This window comes from Marinitoga sp. 1137, from assembly GCF_001941525.1.
Taxonomy (GTDB): domain Bacteria; phylum Thermotogota; class Thermotogae; order Petrotogales; family Petrotogaceae; genus Marinitoga; species Marinitoga piezophila.
Window position 1 is genome coordinate 481,433 of the sequence record NZ_CP009471.1, and the last position, 17,853, is coordinate 499,285.

General features: G+C 27.7%; 22 protein-coding genes and 1 tRNA gene. 12 read left to right on the forward strand and 11 right to left on the reverse strand.

Features of this window, described 5'->3' with window-relative positions; all coding sequences use genetic code 11:
• The first annotated feature begins 8 nt into the window (after window positions 1-8).
• From LN42_RS02425 to LN42_RS02450, 6 genes are all read left to right on the forward strand, one after another.
• Window positions 9-1,295: a cyclic nucleotide-binding domain-containing protein gene (locus LN42_RS02425; RefSeq protein ID WP_014295947.1), complete on the forward strand. Its 1,287-nt coding sequence runs from the start codon at window positions 9-11 to the stop codon at window positions 1,293-1,295.
• Window positions 1,296-1,305: 10 nt separating this feature from the next.
• Window positions 1,306-2,313 carry a glycosyltransferase family 4 protein gene (locus tag LN42_RS02430; protein ID WP_014295948.1) on the forward strand — a complete coding sequence of 336 codons (1,008 nt, stop codon included), beginning with the start codon at window positions 1,306-1,308 and terminating at the stop codon, window positions 2,311-2,313.
• Complete coding sequence (locus LN42_RS02435) at window positions 2,297-3,307, forward strand: lysylphosphatidylglycerol synthase transmembrane domain-containing protein (RefSeq protein ID WP_014295949.1); 1,011 nt, start codon at window positions 2,297-2,299, stop codon at window positions 3,305-3,307. Before LN42_RS02430 ends, LN42_RS02435 begins: the two co-directional genes overlap by 17 nt.
• Window positions 3,304-4,455 carry a glycosyltransferase gene (locus LN42_RS02440; protein WP_075780282.1) on the forward strand — a complete coding sequence of 384 codons (1,152 nt, stop codon included), beginning with the start codon at window positions 3,304-3,306 and terminating at the stop codon, window positions 4,453-4,455. Before LN42_RS02435 ends, LN42_RS02440 begins: the two co-directional genes overlap by 4 nt.
• A gap of 39 nt (window positions 4,456-4,494) precedes the next feature.
• Window positions 4,495-4,569: transfer RNA gene (locus LN42_RS02445), tRNA-Val, on the forward strand.
• A gap of 196 nt (window positions 4,570-4,765) precedes the next feature.
• Complete coding sequence (locus tag LN42_RS02450; protein ID WP_075780283.1) at window positions 4,766-5,935, forward strand: ATP-binding protein; 1,170 nt, start codon at window positions 4,766-4,768, stop codon at window positions 5,933-5,935.
• A 38-nt stretch (window positions 5,936-5,973) separates the two neighbouring features.
• Here the strand turns inward: LN42_RS02450 and LN42_RS02455 are convergent, their stop codons facing one another.
• From LN42_RS02455 to rpsF, 8 genes are all read right to left on the reverse strand, one after another.
• Window positions 5,974-6,489 carry a hypothetical protein gene (locus tag LN42_RS02455; protein ID WP_014295952.1) on the reverse strand — a complete coding sequence of 172 codons (516 nt, stop codon included), beginning with the start codon at window positions 6,487-6,489 and terminating at the stop codon, window positions 5,974-5,976.
• An 18-nt stretch (window positions 6,490-6,507) separates the two neighbouring features.
• Window positions 6,508-7,434, reverse strand: coding sequence for an SPFH domain-containing protein (locus tag LN42_RS02460; RefSeq protein WP_014295953.1), 927 nt, complete (start codon window positions 7,432-7,434; stop codon window positions 6,508-6,510).
• Window positions 7,435-7,450: 16 nt separating this feature from the next.
• Window positions 7,451-7,876 carry an NfeD family protein gene (locus tag LN42_RS02465; RefSeq protein WP_014295954.1) on the reverse strand — a complete coding sequence of 142 codons (426 nt, stop codon included), beginning with the start codon at window positions 7,874-7,876 and terminating at the stop codon, window positions 7,451-7,453.
• 27 nt (window positions 7,877-7,903) lie between these two features.
• Entirely contained in the window at window positions 7,904-8,734 is an 831-nt protein-coding gene (locus LN42_RS02470; RefSeq protein WP_014295955.1) for an MBL fold metallo-hydrolase, read from the reverse strand.
• 16 nt (window positions 8,735-8,750) lie between these two features.
• Window positions 8,751-9,203, reverse strand: a complete 453-nt coding sequence (gene rplI / locus LN42_RS02475) for a 50S ribosomal protein L9 (RefSeq protein WP_014295956.1) — start codon at window positions 9,201-9,203, stop codon at window positions 8,751-8,753.
• 107 nt (window positions 9,204-9,310) lie between these two features.
• Window positions 9,311-9,535, reverse strand: a complete 225-nt coding sequence (rpsR, locus tag LN42_RS02480; protein WP_014295957.1) for a 30S ribosomal protein S18 — start codon at window positions 9,533-9,535, stop codon at window positions 9,311-9,313.
• 12 nt (window positions 9,536-9,547) lie between these two features.
• Complete coding sequence (locus tag LN42_RS02485; RefSeq protein ID WP_014295958.1) at window positions 9,548-10,054, reverse strand: single-stranded DNA-binding protein; 507 nt, start codon at window positions 10,052-10,054, stop codon at window positions 9,548-9,550.
• Between the two features lie 11 nt (window positions 10,055-10,065).
• The gene (gene rpsF, locus LN42_RS02490) at window positions 10,066-10,452 is read right to left on the reverse strand and encodes a 30S ribosomal protein S6 (protein ID WP_014295959.1); all 387 of its coding nucleotides are present in this window, start codon (window positions 10,450-10,452) and stop codon (window positions 10,066-10,068) included.
• A gap of 188 nt (window positions 10,453-10,640) precedes the next feature.
• On the opposite strand from rpsF, the gene LN42_RS02495 reads away from it, so the two are divergent.
• The 6 genes from LN42_RS02495 to LN42_RS02520 are packed head-to-tail and all read left to right on the forward strand — an operon-like array spanning window position 10,641 to window position 15,468.
• Window positions 10,641-11,207, forward strand: coding sequence for a PolC-type DNA polymerase III (locus LN42_RS02495; protein ID WP_014295960.1), 567 nt, complete (start codon window positions 10,641-10,643; stop codon window positions 11,205-11,207).
• 2 nt (window positions 11,208-11,209) lie between these two features.
• On the forward strand, window positions 11,210-12,493 hold the full coding sequence (locus LN42_RS02500; RefSeq protein WP_075780284.1) for a PhoH family protein: 1,284 nt from the start codon (window positions 11,210-11,212) through the stop codon (window positions 12,491-12,493).
• Window positions 12,494-12,553: 60 nt separating this feature from the next.
• The gene (locus LN42_RS02505; RefSeq protein WP_014295962.1) at window positions 12,554-12,811 is read left to right on the forward strand and encodes a DUF4911 domain-containing protein; all 258 of its coding nucleotides are present in this window, start codon (window positions 12,554-12,556) and stop codon (window positions 12,809-12,811) included.
• Entirely contained in the window at window positions 12,786-13,856 is a 1,071-nt protein-coding gene (locus tag LN42_RS02510) for a YqeG family HAD IIIA-type phosphatase (RefSeq protein ID WP_014295963.1), read from the forward strand. Before LN42_RS02505 ends, LN42_RS02510 begins: the two co-directional genes overlap by 26 nt.
• 10 nt (window positions 13,857-13,866) lie before the next feature.
• Window positions 13,867-14,319 carry a secondary thiamine-phosphate synthase enzyme YjbQ gene (locus LN42_RS02515; protein ID WP_014295964.1) on the forward strand — a complete coding sequence of 151 codons (453 nt, stop codon included), beginning with the start codon at window positions 13,867-13,869 and terminating at the stop codon, window positions 14,317-14,319.
• Window positions 14,320-14,340: 21 nt separating this feature from the next.
• Window positions 14,341-15,468: a family 1 glycosylhydrolase gene (locus LN42_RS02520; RefSeq protein WP_075780285.1), complete on the forward strand. Its 1,128-nt coding sequence runs from the start codon at window positions 14,341-14,343 to the stop codon at window positions 15,466-15,468.
• Window positions 15,469-15,911: 443 nt separating this feature from the next.
• Here LN42_RS02520 and LN42_RS02525 read toward each other — a convergent pair whose 3' ends face one another.
• The 3 genes from LN42_RS02525 to LN42_RS02535 form a co-directional block, all read right to left on the reverse strand.
• Window positions 15,912-16,223 carry a helix-turn-helix transcriptional regulator gene (locus LN42_RS02525; RefSeq protein WP_014295967.1) on the reverse strand — a complete coding sequence of 104 codons (312 nt, stop codon included), beginning with the start codon at window positions 16,221-16,223 and terminating at the stop codon, window positions 15,912-15,914.
• Between the two features lie 73 nt (window positions 16,224-16,296).
• On the reverse strand, window positions 16,297-17,574 hold the full coding sequence (locus LN42_RS02530; RefSeq protein ID WP_014295968.1) for an NAD(P)/FAD-dependent oxidoreductase: 1,278 nt from the start codon (window positions 17,572-17,574) through the stop codon (window positions 16,297-16,299).
• A 73-nt stretch (window positions 17,575-17,647) separates the two neighbouring features.
• Entirely contained in the window at window positions 17,648-17,827 is a 180-nt protein-coding gene (locus LN42_RS02535) for an HTH domain-containing protein (protein WP_014295969.1), read from the reverse strand.
• Window positions 17,828-17,853: the final 26 nt, after the last annotated feature.

The window sequence follows — 17,853 nt, forward strand, 5'->3', positions numbered from 1 at the left end:
GTGATTATATGAAAGAAAGGTTATATGCTCCGGAAACTATTTTGGTAAATGAGGGAAACGAAGTTGAAAACTTGATAATTTTAAAAGAAGGGATGTTAGAAACAACATCTTCTTTTTGTGCTCATCATTCATATGAAACTAAAGGAATATTTGGTGCTGAATTGCTTATTCCAGGGATAAAATCTTTTGAATCAATAAGAGTTATTGAAAATAGTAGGGTTCTTTTATTGGAAAAAGAACTCGTAGAAAAATTTTTGTTATCAAATTCCAGTCTGGTTATATATCTTATAAAAAAGTATATAGAAAAAATTATTAGTTTAAATAAAAAAATATTCGGAGATATAAAGAAGGAAAATGAGAATAAGAAAAATTCGGAGCATCTTATTGATAAAAACTTAGATGTTGTTGATATTTCGAAAAAATACCTTAAAAGACATAGAAGAAGGGAATATACAAGTATAAAAGATCATAACATACAATTATATGAAAACGGTAGAAAACTTTTTAATGCAGGAAAAATAAAGGAAGCTTTAAATGAATTTAAAAAGATTCAATTTAATAAATTCGATATGTATTTTCAGGCAGAAGTTGAAATCTGGAAAGATTTGTGCATGATATTAATCTCTCCAGATAAAAAATATTATCTTGAAAAAACTCTAAGAGAAAAATATCCGTTTATAAAAGAGTTATTTTCATTTATGGTTTTTGAGTCGGTTATTACAAATAAACCTTTAATAAAACCACTTGTCACTTACTTAAAAAGTGGATATTTGCTTCCATCTCATACTGTATTATTTCATGAGGGGGAAGAAGGAGATTGGGCATTTATGATTCTCTCGGGAAATGTTAGAGTATCAAAATTTTCACCTCACGGTGAAAAATTGTTAGCAATTTTATCAAATGAAGAAATAGTAGGTGAAATTGCTTGTTTTAAAGATGTTGAAAGAACTGCAACTGTATTTACTTCAACACCTTTACAAATGATAAAAATTGAAAAAAATAATTTAGATTCATTGGTTACCAATGATCCTGGTTTTGGATTAAAAATAGTAAAGAAGCTTATTATGAGACTAGAATTCGAAAGATATTGGGCTTCTCCAATGAATTTTGACGAAAAATTAACATATATGATTAAAAAATATGGTAAAAATACATTGAATAAATCTCATTTAAAAATTGAAGAAATATTGAGTTTGTTTAGAATTACTGATAAAAAACCAAATGAAGTTATCGATTACCTTTTTAAATCAAATATTGCGAGATTGAGAACAGATGGAACACTGAAATTTATATAAGGAGGAACATATGAAGATTTTATTATTTTCTGAAGGAAAAAATATGTTTCAAAGATCAGGAGTAGGGAAAGCTTTACAGCTTCAACAAGAAGCTTTAAAGTTAGCTGGAGTTGATTATACTCTTAACCCAGAAGATAATTATGACATTGTTCATATAAATACTATTGGTTTTACAAGCGAAAAAATCTTAAAAGAAGCTAAAAAAAAGGGAAAAAAAATTATTGTGCATACACATACTACATATGAAGATTTTAGAAATAGTTTTATATTCAGCAACCAATTAGCTTTTTTCATAAAAAAAAGATTAATAAAAATGTATTCTAATGCGGATTTTTTAATATCGCCAACTAAATATACTCAAAATCTTGTAAGGAGTTATGGTATAAAAACCAAAAGTGCTGTAGTTTCAAACGGTGTAGACACAAATAAATTTAAATATAATGCAAAGTCTGCAATAAAATTCAAAGAAAAATATAAATTAAATAAACCCTTAATCCTTTCAGTTGGTTTGCCTTTTGAAAGAAAGGGTATTTTAGATTTCTATAAATTAGCAAAAAAGCTCCCTCAATTCCAATTTATCTGGTTAGGAGCTAAAATGAAAATAGTACCCAAAAAAATTAGAAAAATCTTAAATGAAAAATCTATTAAAAATTTACTATTTCCCGGATATATTCCTACAGAAGATTTAATTAATGCATATAGTGCTGCAGATATCTTCTTATTTCCTAGCTACGAAGAAAATGAAGGAATTGTAGTTTTAGAAGCCTTATCATCTCAAACTCCTTTAATAATAAGGGATATTCCTGTATATAAAGATTGGCTTACAAATGAAGTTAATTGTCTAAAATCTTCTTCTTTAGAAGATTTTGAAAAAAATATATTCAAGATAATAAATAAAGAAATTGATGTTGAAAAACTTAAAGAAAACGAAAGGATTGTTGCTCTTGAAAGGGATTTGAAAGTTATCGGTGAAAAACTTAAAAACATATATGGTGATTTATATGCTGAAAAAGTATAAAAATTTAATTTCTCTAATAATTTCCATTTTTATTGCTATTTTCACAATAGTTATGATTGAAAAACTAACTGATGCTAATTTACTCCATGAATTAAAAAAACTTAAAATAGAGGATATAATGATTTCTTTTTTTATTTATTTTATAGGGTACTTTATTGATACAATTAGGTATAAAATAATTATAAGACAATTTGGAACAAAAATTTCTTTTTTTCAATTATTTTATAATAATGTAATGGGACTTCTTTTTTCATCTCTTACACCTTTTGCTGCCGGGGGGCAACCTTATCAAATTTATCATTTAAACAAATATGGTTTAGATTTAGAACATTCTACAAACATTGTTATCTCTAGATTTATAACATTAATGTTTTTAAACTTATTTATTGCTTTTATATCCTACAATAAAGTGATTTATTCTCTAAAAAATACAAATATAGAATCTATATTAATTAATATGGGATTATTTATTTCTGTAGCAATTACTATTTTGATTCTTACTTTATTTTTGAATAGTAAATGGATTTTAAAAATTTTAAATTTATTTCCAACTAAACGAATAAAAAAACTTAAAAGCAAATTTGAAAAATGGTCTTCTAATCTAAAAGAAAGTATTTCCTTTTTATGGAGTGAAAAGTTAGGATATATGATAATAGATATATCTTTAAATTTTTTAGTTCTCATTGTTCAAGCTTTTTCTCTTTTTTATATGTTTTATAAATATACAAATATCGAAATAAATTTATTTAATTTTTGGATTGTTTTAGGAGCAATGACATTATTAAATATGGTAGTATATTATATTCCAACTCCCGGTGCAAGCGGAAGTATAGAAGCTTCTTATCAATTAGTATTTTCATCAATTCTCTCTATAAAAAGTGGTGTATTAATTTCTATTATTGGATGGAGATTTGCCACTTATTATCTACAAATTTTATTTGCAAGTTTATTAAGAGTTTTCGTTAAATTATTTTTTAAAGAGGTGGAACAATGAATATAGGCATATTTTCAGATGTATATTTCCCACAAAAGAATGGTGTATCTACTGCTGTAAAATTATATAAACAGGAAATGGAAAAATTAGGACATAATGTATATTTATTTGTACCAAGATATTCTCATAATTATAAAAGAAATGAAAAAAACGTTTTTGAATTTCCTGCAATTAAATTCTTATTTGAAAAAGAACAAAGAATTGCCATTCCAATTTCAGGAGATATTTTTAAAATAAAGGATTTAGAATTAGACATAATTCATTCGCAAGATCCTTTTTCAATGGGAATTCTTGCAGAATTTTTAGCAAAATTATTAAAAATAAAACATGTTGGAACCCATCATACAATGTATGAATATTATAGAAAATATTTACCTTTAATTATTAGACCAACTTTAAAACAAACTCAAAAAATGATACGAAATTGGTGTTTGAAATTAGACAAGGTAATTTCACCTACAGAAAATATAAAAGAAGTATTAGTTGATTATGGTGTTCCTGAAGACCATATAGTGGTTATTCCTACTGGAATAGAAACAGAAATTTTTAATAAAGAAATAACCTGGAATCTTAGAGAAGAGTATAATATAATGCCTGATGAAAGAATTTTATTATTTGTAGGAAGGCTTGGGCCAGAAAAAAATATAGATTTCTTAATTAATGTATTTTCAAAAGTTGTAAATAATGAAAAGAATACTAAATTTGTCATTATAGGTGACGGAGTAGAGAGGGAAAAATTAGAAGAAATGGTAGTTAATTTAAGTTTACAGGAAAAGGTTATTTTTACAGGTGGTCAACCACGTGAAAAGGTATTAGAAGCATATAAACAGGCTGATATTTTTGTATTTGCTTCATATACAGAAACTCAAGGTCTTGTGGTTTTAGAATCTATGGCAGCAGGAACTCCTGTTGTAGCACTTGGAAAAATGGGAGTTTACGATCTTTTAAATCACGAAAATGCTGGTGGAATAATGATCAAAGAATTAAATGAAGATGATTTTGTTCACGAAATTTTAAGAGTATTAAAAGACCATGAATTGCATAAACAATTGTCAGAAAATGGAATTAAATTTGTAAAAGAAAATTATTCAATAGAAGTATCGGTTAAAAAAATTATAGAGGTATATAAAGATGTTTTAAATTCTTGACAAAATAATCTCTTTATGGTAGAATTTATACGGTAATTAGGGTGCTTAGCTCAGTGGGAGAGCGCTTCCTTGACGCGGAAGAGGCCGCAGGTTCGATCCCTGCAGCACCCACCAAAAGCCCTTTAAGGGCTTTTTATTTTTATTATATATACTCTTTAAACAGTTCTGGGACAGAACCGTTTTATGCATATTTAGTTCTGAGGCAGAACCAATATGTTCTTAAATTATGTATTTTTATGGTATAATATATTTATATAGAACTATTTTATGCATATTTAGTTCTGATTCAGGACTTAAAGAGGTGGTAAGGATGAACAAAGATCTAATAATTGAAAAATTAGAAATTTTTCAGGAAAAACTGCTTTATATTTTACCTGAAAAATTCCGACCTTTTTTTGATACTATTAACAAAGATACAAAAAATTTAATGTTAGTTGGTTCTCGTGGAACTGGAAAAACAACCTTTTTATTAAAAAATTTAAAAGAAAAAAATGCTTTATATATATCAGCAGATAACCCTATTGTTTCAACAATACCATTATTTGATCTTGTAGAAGCTGCATTTTTAAAAGGCTATGAAAGTGTTTTTATTGATGAGGTTCATTTTGCAAATGATTGGAGTATTCATTTAAAAGGAATTTATGATGTCTTTCCTGATAAGAATATATGGGTAAGTGATAGTAGCAGTATAATTTTACAAAAAGGAGTTTCTGATCTTTCAAGACGTTTCCCAATTATAGAAATTCCTTTGCTTTCACTTCGCGAATTTATTTATCTTGTTGATGGAAAACTTTATCCTATAATCGATCCTTTTGATTATGATCCCAAAATCATCAAGAAAATAATTTCCGAAATTAACGTACTCTCATTATATAGAGACTATATAGACCATGGATTTAGACCAATTTTTCTTGAAGATTTACATATGTATGATAATAAGCTTTTAAAAATTGTAGAAAAGTCCATACAATCAGATATTTTATTTTTACTTCCACAATTACGAGAAAATTATTTAAGAATAATAAATGCAATCATTGGATATCTAGCATTAGCTAAAATACCACGACTTATAATAAATTCACTGTGTAAAGAATTTTCAATTGGAAAAGAAAAGCTTTATCAACTTCTAAATGCTCTTGAAGCTATAAAAGTAATAAGAATTATAAGACATGAAAAAGATTATAAACTCAATTCTGTAGGTTCAAAAATATTTTTATATGATCCTGGAATATATAAAATTTTTAATGGTGATTCTGGAAACTTAAGAGAAGCATATGTTGCTGCACTCTTTTCAGAAGCAGGAATGAAGGTATATTCATCTAAAAAAGAAGAATATGGTGATTTTGTAATTGATGGAAAACTTATTGAAGTTGGTGGGAAAAATAAAAAAATTAAAAAGGCTGATTTTGTTTTAAAAGATGACATTGAAATTCCAGTTAAAAATTCCATTCCTCTCTGGCTTATAGGCTTTTTATATTAATCAAAAAAGCTTCCTGAAAATCAGGAAGCTTTTTTGATTTATGTTCTTGAAATTTTTCCATAGTTAGATGATTTAATAAGTCCAGCACCAAATAAAAATAACACAACATACATAAATTCATCAAAATTATTTGAAAAGTTATACCAGAATGGAATTTTATTAATCATTAATATCGCCGCTATTGAAAAGAAAAAGCCTTCAAGTCCTCTAATCAAGATTCTTTTCATAAGAAAACGATAGAAATATGATTCCCTTGTGTATCCAAATGAAAGTATCATTGATCTAAATCTGCTATCAAATTTATCCTTAGCTGTCATAAATGATCTTGTATAAAATAGAATAAGCGAAATAAACAATAATAGATTACTTAACTTATAATATTCCACATTTAGCATTTTTAGAAGCACAACACTTCCTAAAAAGTTATACATGTTAAAGAATTCAATTATAAAGAAAGGTCTTTTGTTTGAAATTATAAAATACTGTGCAAGGAAGAATGCCAGAAATGATGCTACAAAACATTCAAAAATCAAATATATGTAATAAAACGTCATTAAAAAACTCCTTTCTTTTTATTCAGAAGTTTCCTTTTTTTCTTCTTTTTTCTCCTGTGGCAATTTTGATTCAACCATTGCTGCAACAGATCCTAAAACGCCCATTATATCATAAGGTATAAATAATTTTGAAGCCTGACCATTTGCCATTTCCTGTAAAGTTTCTAAGTATTTTACCTTTAATAAATCTTCTGTTGGCTGACCTTCATGTATTGCTTTGAATACGTTAATAATAGCTTTTGCCTGACCTTCTGCTTCAACTTCGTATTTGTATTTCTTAGCTTCAGCAACTCTTTTTACAGATTCAGCTTCACCTTCGGCTTTTAATATAGCAGAACGTTTATCTCCTTCAGCTCTTAAGATAGCTGCCTGTTTATAACCTTCAGCTTCTAATATTGCAGCCCTTTTCATCCTTTCAGCCTTCATTTGTTTACTCATTGCTTCCATTATATCATCTGGTGGATCAATCTTTTTAATTTCTACCCTTGTTACTTTAACACCCCATTTATCCGTGGCGTCATCAAGCACTTCTCTTAATCTGGTATTGATCATTTCCCTTGAGGTTAATGTCTGGTCAAGTTCGAGTTCACCTATTACATTTCTTAAATTTGTCTGTGCAAGTTTTATAGCTGCAAGCTGGAAATTATTTACATTATAGATAACTCTAAATGCTTCTGTTATTTCATAATAGATTACAGCATCAACGGTTACAATAACATTATCTTTTGTAATAACCTCTTGTGGTGGAACATCAATTACACGTTCCCTCATATCAACCTTTATCATTCTATCAAGGAAAGGAATAATAAACTGTAATCCTGGTTGAGCCTCTCTATGAAACTTCCCAAGACGTTCAATTAAACCTTTTTCATATGGCCTTATAATTTTTAAACTTGTAGCTGCTATTAAAATGACAAATACAGCTATAATAGTTAATAAATACATCCTTAATCATCCCCCTTCAAGAAAGTTTTTTTACAACTAATGTATTACCTTCTCTTTTTAAAACTACAATTTTATCCCCTGATTTTATTTCTTCATCCGACATTGCTTTCCATTCTTCACCGAAAATTTTTACTATTCCAGATTTATTTTTCCCAACATCTGAAATTGCAATTCCTGTTGCATTTTCTAATTCATCAAGACTGAATTTTCTATTTTCAGAACTTTTAAGCCATGGCCTTACAATTTTTCTTGAAAAAATCACAAGTATAAAGGATAGTATTATAAAAAATGTGGTTGTAATTATTTTGTTTGTTGTAAATATTCCTAATATGGCAGTAATAAAACTACTAATTCCAAACCATAAAAAGAAAAATGTTGGTGTAATAATTTCAAGAATAACAAAAATAATCCCCAATATTATCCAGAATTGCCATTCCAGCATTTTAACTCCCCCTTTCCATATGTTTCGCTATATTATGGAAATTTCTTCTGGATGTACAATATGAAACTCTATATCCTTAAATTCACTGGATAATTCTTCTTTTGTTTTTTTAATTAACCTTGTATATCGGCTTGAAATATGATAAAGAATAACCTTTTTTGGCTTAATTTGTGTTAATAATTTTTTTATTTCGTCTAATGATGTATGATTGCGCAATTTTCTATCTTTTTCTCTTATAAAAGTACATTCATGTACCAATATATCACTATCTTCTATAATATCCGGTGATACAGGTAACGAATCTCCGCTAATAGTAACTAATTTTTTTGTATATTTTTCCAATATATTTTCTTTACCCATTTTACTTATTAATTCCTTTATTTCATTTCCAGATAGATTTTGATATTCACTTTTTAAACGTTTTCTGTTTTCAAGAATCTGGAAACCAACAGATTTTTCGCCTGGAGTATGCCTTGTTTTGAAAATCTTTAAATATCTGTTATTTTTTAAAGGGATAATATCACCATGTTCAACGGTAATAAATTCAAGTTTGAATCTTAAATATTTATTCATTCTCTGGATAAAGTTTAGATATTCTTCTATATTTTTAGAACCTTTAGGATAATAAATTGTTAACCCTTTTTCTCGACTTCCCATTGCATTGTTTCTGGTATTTATAAATCCCCACAAACCTGCAATATGATCAACGTGAGAATGTGAAATAAATATCTTTTCTATACTGTATATCTTGTTTCCTAACGCAGCGCTTATTCCTTCGCCTACATCAAATAAAAGCCTATCAGGTTTATAATAAACCCATGTAGTATATAATGCCTTTGAACGAATTATAAATTCCAAAATTTTTCACCATCCATTATTCTTCTAACGGTTCTATTTTAACCTTAATATCTCCTTTTACACCTTCTGGAAGTTTTATTGTTAGTGTATATAACCCTACTTCTTTAATATTAACCTTTTCTGTAAACCATCTTTTATCAAAATCGATATTTGTACTATCTTTTATATGTTTTGCAATATCATTTGCTGTAATTGCTCCAAATAATTTTCCATTTTTTCCACATTTTATTTTTAATTTATAAACTTTTTCCTGGAGTTGTTTAAGTAATTTTTCCATTTTTTCTTTTCTTTTTTGTTTTACTTCTTTTTTTACTTCCTGTATTTTTTGAACGTGTTTTATTTCTCCTTCTTTCGCTTCAATTGCAAGTCCTCTTGGTATTAAATAGTTTCTTCCGTAACCGTCAGAAACTTTTACTATTTCCCCTTTTTTACCAACTTTTGCTACATCTTTCAATAACATTACTTTCATATAATCCCTCCTTGTTTCTTTCTTTATTAAGTATATCACAATTTAGTTAAATTTAATGTGAAAATGGAATAACAAAAATTAAAGGAGGCCTCAGCCTCCTTATATTATTAGTCACTAATGAATGGTAATAATGCCATGTGTCTTGCTCTTTTAATTGCCTTTTTAACCATTCTCTGGTGTTTTGAACAATTTCCGTTTAATCTTTTTGGAATTATTTTACCTTTTTCGTTAATGAAATCTTTTAATAAATCAACGTTTTTATAATCAATATATTCTATTTTTTGAGAACATAATTTACATTTTTTTACTCTTCTTGGTCTTCTAAATGCCATGTTGTTCACCTCCTAAAAATTTGGTGGGGTATCATCCTCAGTTCCCGCATCATCAATTGGGAAAAATTGAGGAAATTCATCATTTGAAAAGTCATCAAAATCATCATTTACTTCGTCGATAGTCGGTTCAATAACTTCTATATTTGAATTATCTTCAAAATTATTTGTTATATATGCATCTCTGCTTGCTTTTGACTCCATAAATTGTATTGTGGAAGCTGAAACCTCTGCTCTTTCCCTATAATTATTGTTTTGATCTCTCCAGGTATTTATTCTTAAAGCACCTTCAACAAGAATCAAAACACCTTTTTTGAGGTAATTTTCAGCAAATTCTGCTTTTTTTCCAAAAACAACAACCCTTATGAAGTCAGTTTTTTGACCGTTGAAATCATTATTCCAATTTGGTCTATCTACAGCAAGTGTGAAATTTGCGACTTTATCTCCTGAAGTTGTCATTCTTACTTCTGGATCTCTTGTAAGTCTTCCAACAAGTATAACCCTGTTGAATGAATAGCTCATAATATCATCCCTTATTCTTCGTCAGCAGCTACTGGTTCTTCAACAATAACTTCCTGTGTTTCTTCAGCTTTTTTTGCTTTGTTTTTTTCAGCTTTTTCTAAGTCTTCTCTTCTGAATACCTGCCATCTGAATGTGTTCTGGCTGTTAATTCTGAAAAGACCGTCTAATTCGTTTACCTTATCTGGTTCTGCTTTGAAAATTCCCCAAGCATAGTCACCTTCTGTATAACCTTGATGGGTTCTGTAAGCTAATTTTCTCATACCCCATCTTTCCCAGTGTTCAATTTCTCCACCAACTTTTTCTTCGATCCATGATTTAACTTTTTCTACTTCTGCGTTTCTTGCTTCTTCAGATAATTCTGGAGAAACAATAAACATAACTTCATAAATCCTTTTCACTACCATACACCTCCTCGGACATTTTTGGCCCTTATTTAAAAGAGCGGAATTTTTGCCATATTATTATATCAAAAAAAGTCTCAAATAAAAAGCTTTTAACATAAAATTATCAAAAAAAATAAATTATAGAAACTCTTCATTGTTTTGCATATCAAATTTGTGTTATACTTATATTAGGAGGTATTCTAATGGAAAGAATAGATACACAGGTTTTTGTTGCTTTTGATCTTGAAACTACCGGGTTAAAACCCTATTTAGGAGATAGAATTATTGAGGTAGCTGCTATTCCTATATTTAATGGGAGAATAAAAAGAAAATATGAATTTCATACATTGGTAAATCCAAATATTAGAATTCCTGGTGAAGTTTCACAGTTCCATAAGCTTAATAATACTGATATAGAAAATGCACCAACTATTTTAGAGGTTTTTCCAAGGTTCAAAGAATATGTCTCAGGTACAATTTTGGTTTCCCATAATGCAAGAATGGATATGAAATTTCTTGATGTTGCTGCAAAAGAAAGCGGTATTTTACCTTTAAACAATTATTATATCGATACTCTGGAATTGTCAAAAGCTTTATTGGAAACAGGCCCATATTCATTGGAACATTTATCAAAACGCTTCAAAATATATGAGGGAAAATCTCATAGGGCATATGACGATGCTTTGATGACTGCAAAATTATTTTTAATTTTTATAAAACGTTTTGGCTTAAAGAGTCTATCTGATTTCATAAAAAGATGGAGGGGATAGTTATGGTAAAAAACTTTGTGCTCGACACAAATGTATTAATTCATGATCCAAAAGCTATTTTTAATTTCCAGGACAACAATGTTATTATTCCATTTCCTGTTTTAGAAGAAATTGACAATTTAAAAACACGCGGTGAAAGAACAGGTGCCGCTGCTAGAGAAGTAAATAGAGTATTAGACGGATTAAGAAAAGACGGTAATTTAAGAAAAGGCGTAAAACTCGAAAATGGAGGTTGTTTAAGAATATTAACCCTTGAAGAAAATGGCTTTAAGATTCCTAAATATTTAGGGAGAAAGATGGATGATTTTATTTTAATGTATGCAATGTATTTAAAGGAACACGATAAAAAACATGAAACTTATCTTGTTTCTAAGGATATTAATATTAGAATAAAAGCAGAAGCCGTTGGAATAGTGGCTCAAGACTACCTTACAGATCGTATTGAATATGAAGATTATTTTGAAGGATTTATGGAGTTAAATGTTGAAGAAAAACTTATTGAAAAGGATAAGATAAATATAAACCTCATTGAAAATCACGAAAACATTTCACCTAACACATATTTTGATCTTAATAATGGCAATTATTATAGATATTCTGAAAAAGAAAAAGCCTTGGTTAAACTTGATGTTTCATTATTTACAGAAGTTTTTGGGATTAATCCGAGAAACAGAGAACAGATTTTTGCATTTGATGCTTTACTAAATGATGAAATTCCACTTGTAACTCTTGTTGGAAGCGCTGGAACCGGAAAGACGTTATTGGCATTAGCAGTGGGACTTTTCAAGGTTTTAGATGAGAAAAAATATAAAAAATTACTTGTTTCAAAACCTGTAATTCCTGTTGGAAAAGATATAGGTTTTTTACCTGGTTCAATTCAAGAAAAGATGAAACCATGGTTGCAGCCTATATACGATAATCTTGATTATTTATTCCAGGGAAAAGGGAAAAAACCCGATGAATACCTTGAAAAAAGAGAAATATTAGAAATAGAGGTTCTTTCATATATTAGAGGAAGATCTATTCCGGAACAATATATGATTATTGATGAAGCTCAAAATTTGACTCCTCATGAAATAAAAACTATAATTACAAGAGTAGGAGAAAATACAAAGATAGTATTAACCGGTGATCCATTCCAGATTGATAATCCATATTTAGGTTTTTCATCAAATGGTCTTACATATGTCTCTTCAAAATTTAGAGAATCTCCTTTAGCTGCTCATGTGTATCTTTTGAAAGGAGAAAGGTCTGAACTTGCATCTAAAGCAGCAGAAATTCTGTGATTTGTAAAATATATTTAAGAATAATTCGGTAAAATATAGAAAATCTAAATATGAGAAAGGATGAGAAAAATGAATAATTCTGATGTTTTAGAATATGATGTATACGTTAAAGTAAAAAAAGAGGATATACATCTTGTCACTTATTTACTTGAGTCTGTTGATAATTTAATGAATGTAAGAAATGTTGTTGAAAACAACATGATGAAAATCATATGTCCAAAAGATACTCTTGATGAATCTTTAAAATTAATAAATTCTTTAAAAGAAATGACTGATCTGGAGGTTGTAAAGATTGAACCCAACAACGGGGAAGTCTAATTCCAGAAAAAAAGGGATATATAGAATTATCCCTATACCTTATGAAAATTATCCAAGTATTTTTGAAATTGATTATAACAGATTAAAAAAACTCGGTTTTAAAACTTTACTATTTGATTATGATTTTACTCTTGCTCCTTGGAAACAACAGATTGATGATAAAACTATTGTTTTATTTGAAAAATTATCTAATCTTGGATTTAAGATTGCAATTGTATCAAATGCCCCAGAAAAACGAATAAAACATGTAAAAGAAAAAGCTGGAGAACATATCCATATATATTGGCGTATGCATAAACCGTTATCTATAAAAATTAAAAAAATCTTTGAAGATTTAAAAACAACACCTGCTGAAACTGTGATAATTGGAGATTTATTTTTTACAGATATTTTATTAGGAAACAGATTGGGATTATATACTATTCTGGTTAATCCATATACATACGAAATTGATTCTTTTTTTAAAAAAATTGCCGCTTTTCTTTCTAAAATTTTATATTATACATTTTTTTATACATTGGGGTGGTTGTTTAGAATGCTTGATCATACTATACCAAACGAATTTGTTAACGATGTTTTTGAAATAGACTATAAAAAATTAAAAGATAAAGGTTTTAAACTTTTGATTTTTGATTTTGATAACACATTAACTACCTGGAGAAATGAAAAATTGCCAGATGAGATATTAAATTTATTTGATAATTTATCAAAAGATTTTAAAATTCTAATTGCATCTAATGGCAAAGAGCATAGATTTCATAATATTAGAGAAGAATTAAAAAGATATAATATCGATGTAATGGGATATTCTCTAAAACCTTTTCCTTTTAAGATTAGAAAAAAAATTAAGGAATATAATATTCCTCCATCTCAATGTGTTTTAATTGGTGATCAATTATTTACTGATATAATTGCAGGTAATAAAAATAATTTTTATACAATAAAAGTTAAACCAATTTCAAAGCATGAAAGAGTATTTACCAAAATACTAAGATTTTTCGAAAAGATTGCCATGAAATCAATGAGAGAAAAACCTAAAGTTTAGGAGGGGGAAGATGGCGTTTGATAAAGAAGTCTACGGAAATTCTGTAAAAAGCGTTACTAAATATTTATGGTTCAATACTGAAAAACCCATAGAAATAATTCATATAACAGATGAAGTCAGAGATTTTGTAAAAGAAAGCGGTATTATTGATGGATATGTAATGGTTTCCGCTATGCATCTTACAGCATCAGTTTATATTAATGATTATGAGTCCGGATTAATTGAAGATATTAAAGAATGGTTAGAAAAATTAGCTCCTCAAAATTATCCATATAAACATCATTGGACAGGTGAGGTCAACGGTCATGCTCATTTAAAGAATCTAATTATGCACCATCAAATAATAGTTCCTATAACAGATGGTGATCTTGATTTGGGACCATGGCAGGAGATTTTTTATGCTGAATTTGACGGACAAAGAAGAAAAAGGGTTATATTAAAAGCTTTTGGAATCTCAAAATAAATGAAATAAATGGGGGATTTTATGGAAAAAGTTTATTTTTATGACGGATTTTTATGGGGTGGAGTATTTGATTCTTATCAAATAGAAAAAATGAATGATCGTACAAACTGGGATGAATGGCAGAAAAAAGGAAAAATAAAAGACGGTACTACATTAAAAATCATAGAAAAGTTTCAGAAGAATTTATTTTCTGAAACTTTTGAAATTTCTAAAAATATAGGATTAAATTCCTTAATGTTTTCAATAGAATGGGCAAAAATATATCCTGAAATGGGATATATCAATCGTGCAAAATTAGAAAGTTATAAAAACTTTATCCTATCTCTGAAAAAAGAAGGAATTGAAATATTTTTAATTTTAAACCATTTTACTTTTCCAATCTGGTTTGAAGAAAAAGGTGGTTTTCAGAATGATGAAAATCTTAAATTTTTAATTTCATACACTGAAGAAATAGTAAATGAATTTAAAGATATAGTTGATTACTATATTCCTTTTTATGAACCTTTAAAATATATTGATTATGCGTATAAAAAAGGTTTATATCCTCCGGGGATTAGCGATGAAAAAATTTCTGAAATAGTTAAAGAAAACATAATAAAAGTTTATAAGGAATTATATCTTTTAATACACAAAAATAATATTTATTCCAAGGTCGGAATTATCAAAAATACAAATTATGATAATACTTTTTTTAATGTTTTAAAAAATTATATGGATTTTCTGGGAATTACATTTTACGATGATAAAACATCAGGTTTACCCCGTACAGTTCAAAAAGATGATATTGGAAATAATATTTATCCAGAAAAATTGAATATTGAGATACCAGAATTAAAGAAATATGATAAACCTATTGTAATTTCTTCTATCGGCATTGCTGATGAAAGCGATATTTATCGATCTCAATTTTTGATAAAAACAATTTCCTATATTCATGAGTTATTAAACAATAATATTAAGATTATGGGGTATTTTCACAAAAATATCTTTGATTTATTTGAATGGGAAGAAGGGTTTAGTGCCGAATACGGATTATTTGAATTTGATTCTATAAATAATCGCATAAATCCTCGACATAGCGCTAAAGTTTTTTCCAATATAGTTCAATCGAATAAAATACCACCTCATTTAATCAAATATACTCAATAATTGTATTTTGAAAGGTCAGGCTTAACGCCTGACTTTTTTATTTATAATATATACTTTAATTTTTTTAAAGTCACTTATAAAAAAATTGAATTTTCTATAAAAAAATTTATGCTATTTTAATATTTACTATTGACAAATAAAAATTTTTTGTTATAATAGGGTTGAACTTATAAAAATTAAAGTATATATAAATAAAATTAAAATAACCACGTCTATTAAGATGGAGAGAAATTAAATAATAATATTTTTTAAAAAGGGGGTTTTAATATGTTGAAAAGAAAAAAACATTTTTTAAAAGAAAAAAAGACAAGATCATACTACGAAGGATTTGATTCAATGACTGAATTAAAAGATGTATTATTAGAAATGAAAAGATATCAATTGTAACTTTTATTGCTACTCCTTCCTAAAAAAAGAAGCTCCGAAATTTTCGGAGCTTCTTTTTATTCATTATTTATAATACTATGTGCACTTTTAAGTTCTGAATGAATAATATTTTTTGCATCATCAAAGAGTTCAAAAATATGCGGATATTTTAATTCACAATATACAATATTCCCAACCTTTTCTTTTTTAATTAAACCAACATCTTCAAGAATTTTTATATGTTGAGATATGCTTGACTGCGTAAGCCCTAGCTTTTCAGAAATCTCAAGAATATTACATTCTTTATTATTTAATATTTTTAAAATTCTCAATCTTGTAGGATGAGATAAAGCTTTAAATATATCTGCTAATAAATCACAATTATCCATATTCAACACTCCATCTTTTAGTATTTCTAAGTAAAGTATAAAGTTTTAGTTTTACGATATATTCAAGGAAAAATTAATTTTCTGCTATTTTTCGCGCTTCAAGAATACCGTGTGCTGTAGCATGAACTATACTTCTTGTATGTCCAGAACAATCACCTATAAATTTAAGATTTTCAAATAAATCGTTATTTAATTTTTTACCATAAAATTTTACTTCTACTCCATATAATAAATTTTCTTCATCTGCAATTCCAGGAATTATTTTATCTAAATTATCTATAAATTCTATTAATGATGTAGAGGTCTTACTTGGAAAAACTAAATTAAGATCACCAAGAACATATTCATCATTATTTAAAGTTGGAAATACCTTCCATAATTTTTTTGTTCTTTTTCCTTTTTTAAAATCACCATATGTTTGAAGTATTATTTTATCTCCGCCTGCTAAAATATTGGATAATTTTGCTATATATGAACCATATCCATTTGGATCATTAAAAGGTTTTGTAAACGAATGAGTTACCAAAATTGCAAAATTAGTATTTGTCGATTTTTGATCATGTATTGCGTGACCATTTACAGTAATAAAATCAGAGTATTTTTCTGTAACAACATATCCCGAAGGATTATTACAAAATGTTCTTACCAATTGACCATTTGAAGACTTAAATTTCACTTTAAATTCATATAATGCCTCATTAAGCTCTTTAACAACTATATCCGGCAATTCAAATCTTACTCCTAAATCCACCTTTGTATTCGATAATATTATATCCGGATATTTCTCTGTTAAGGTATCTATTAGCTTAAATCCACTCCTTCCAACTGCAATATACACTTTATCAAACTCTTCCTTTTTTTCTTCACGACTTTTTCTATCGATATATTTAATTAATATTTTTTCATTAACTTCAATATCTTTAACAAAGGAATTAAATTTAAATTCTATTCCTTTTTTAGAAAATTCCTCATGTGCATTTTTTAGAAAAATCTTCAATTTATCTGTTCCAATATGAAAAAATTCTGATTCTACAAGTTTAAAGCCGTTAATAAAAAATTTCTTTTGTAGTTCTTCAAGATTCTCTCTAGATCCAATTTCAGGTTCTGTCTCTGCAAGCTTACAATAATAATCCACAATTTCTTTTTGCAATGTTTTATTATATAAAATTTCCTCTAAATCTCCTCCCATTTCTGAAGAGACAAAGAGCTTCCCATCAGCTCTAATTCCACTAATAGAGGATGAATAAATATCTGCATTCATTTCAAAAACTGTAATTTCATGTTTAGATGTGTCTATTTCCTTCAAAAATCCAACAGCTGCTGCACCAAATCCTATAACTGCTATTTTCATTAAAACCTCTCCTTTCAAATGTATATTTCCCTTACAAAAAAATAGACTGAAACCTTAAAGGTTTCAGTCTAGATTACTTTTTTATAGTATAGTAGCATCTCTTTGGAGATTCAATTTTCTCCTCTTTCTTTAATTTCTTTATTGCCTTATCCACTTCTTTTTTATCAATTCCCGCTTTTTCTGCTATTTCCGCAGATTTTAAAGGTTCTTTTGATTCAGATAATACCTTAACAACTAATTCTATATTATCCATTATATCTTCCTCCTAATAAATCTTTA

Bases quoted from the DNA above. Each gene is read 5' to 3' on its own strand.
- LN42_RS02430 (WP_014295948.1), top strand. From the start codon at position 1,306: ATGAAGATTTTATTATTTTCTGAAGGAAAAAATATGTTTCAAAGATCA.
- LN42_RS02485 (WP_014295958.1), bottom strand. From the start codon at position 10,054: ATGAGCTATTCATTCAACAGGGTTATACTTGTTGGAAGACTTACAAGA.
- LN42_RS02455 (WP_014295952.1), bottom strand. From the start codon at position 6,489: ATGACGTTTTATTACATATATTTGATTTTTGAATGTTTTGTAGCATCA.
- LN42_RS02425 (WP_014295947.1), top strand. From the start codon at position 9: ATGAAAGAAAGGTTATATGCTCCGGAAACTATTTTGGTAAATGAGGGA.
- LN42_RS02495 (WP_014295960.1), top strand. From the start codon at position 10,641: ATGGAAAGAATAGATACACAGGTTTTTGTTGCTTTTGATCTTGAAACT.
- rpsR (WP_014295957.1), bottom strand. From the start codon at position 9,535: ATGGCATTTAGAAGACCAAGAAGAGTAAAAAAATGTAAATTATGTTCT.
- rplI (WP_014295956.1), bottom strand. From the start codon at position 9,203: ATGAAAGTAATGTTATTGAAAGATGTAGCAAAAGTTGGTAAAAAAGGG.
- LN42_RS02535 (WP_014295969.1), bottom strand. From the start codon at position 17,827: ATGGATAATATAGAATTAGTTGTTAAGGTATTATCTGAATCAAAAGAA.
- LN42_RS02520 (WP_075780285.1), top strand. From the start codon at position 14,341: ATGGAAAAAGTTTATTTTTATGACGGATTTTTATGGGGTGGAGTATTT.
- LN42_RS02440 (WP_075780282.1), top strand. From the start codon at position 3,304: ATGAATATAGGCATATTTTCAGATGTATATTTCCCACAAAAGAATGGT.
- LN42_RS02465 (WP_014295954.1), bottom strand. From the start codon at position 7,876: ATGCTGGAATGGCAATTCTGGATAATATTGGGGATTATTTTTGTTATT.
- LN42_RS02460 (WP_014295953.1), bottom strand. From the start codon at position 7,434: ATGTATTTATTAACTATTATAGCTGTATTTGTCATTTTAATAGCAGCT.
- LN42_RS02500 (WP_075780284.1), top strand. From the start codon at position 11,210: ATGGTAAAAAACTTTGTGCTCGACACAAATGTATTAATTCATGATCCA.
- LN42_RS02505 (WP_014295962.1), top strand. From the start codon at position 12,554: ATGAGAAAAATGAATAATTCTGATGTTTTAGAATATGATGTATACGTT.
- LN42_RS02525 (WP_014295967.1), bottom strand. From the start codon at position 16,223: ATGGATAATTGTGATTTATTAGCAGATATATTTAAAGCTTTATCTCAT.
- LN42_RS02435 (WP_014295949.1), top strand. From the start codon at position 2,297: ATGCTGAAAAAGTATAAAAATTTAATTTCTCTAATAATTTCCATTTTT.
- LN42_RS02530 (WP_014295968.1), bottom strand. From the start codon at position 17,574: ATGAAAATAGCAGTTATAGGATTTGGTGCAGCAGCTGTTGGATTTTTG.
- LN42_RS02515 (WP_014295964.1), top strand. From the start codon at position 13,867: ATGGCGTTTGATAAAGAAGTCTACGGAAATTCTGTAAAAAGCGTTACT.
- LN42_RS02450 (WP_075780283.1), top strand. From the start codon at position 4,766: ATGAACAAAGATCTAATAATTGAAAAATTAGAAATTTTTCAGGAAAAA.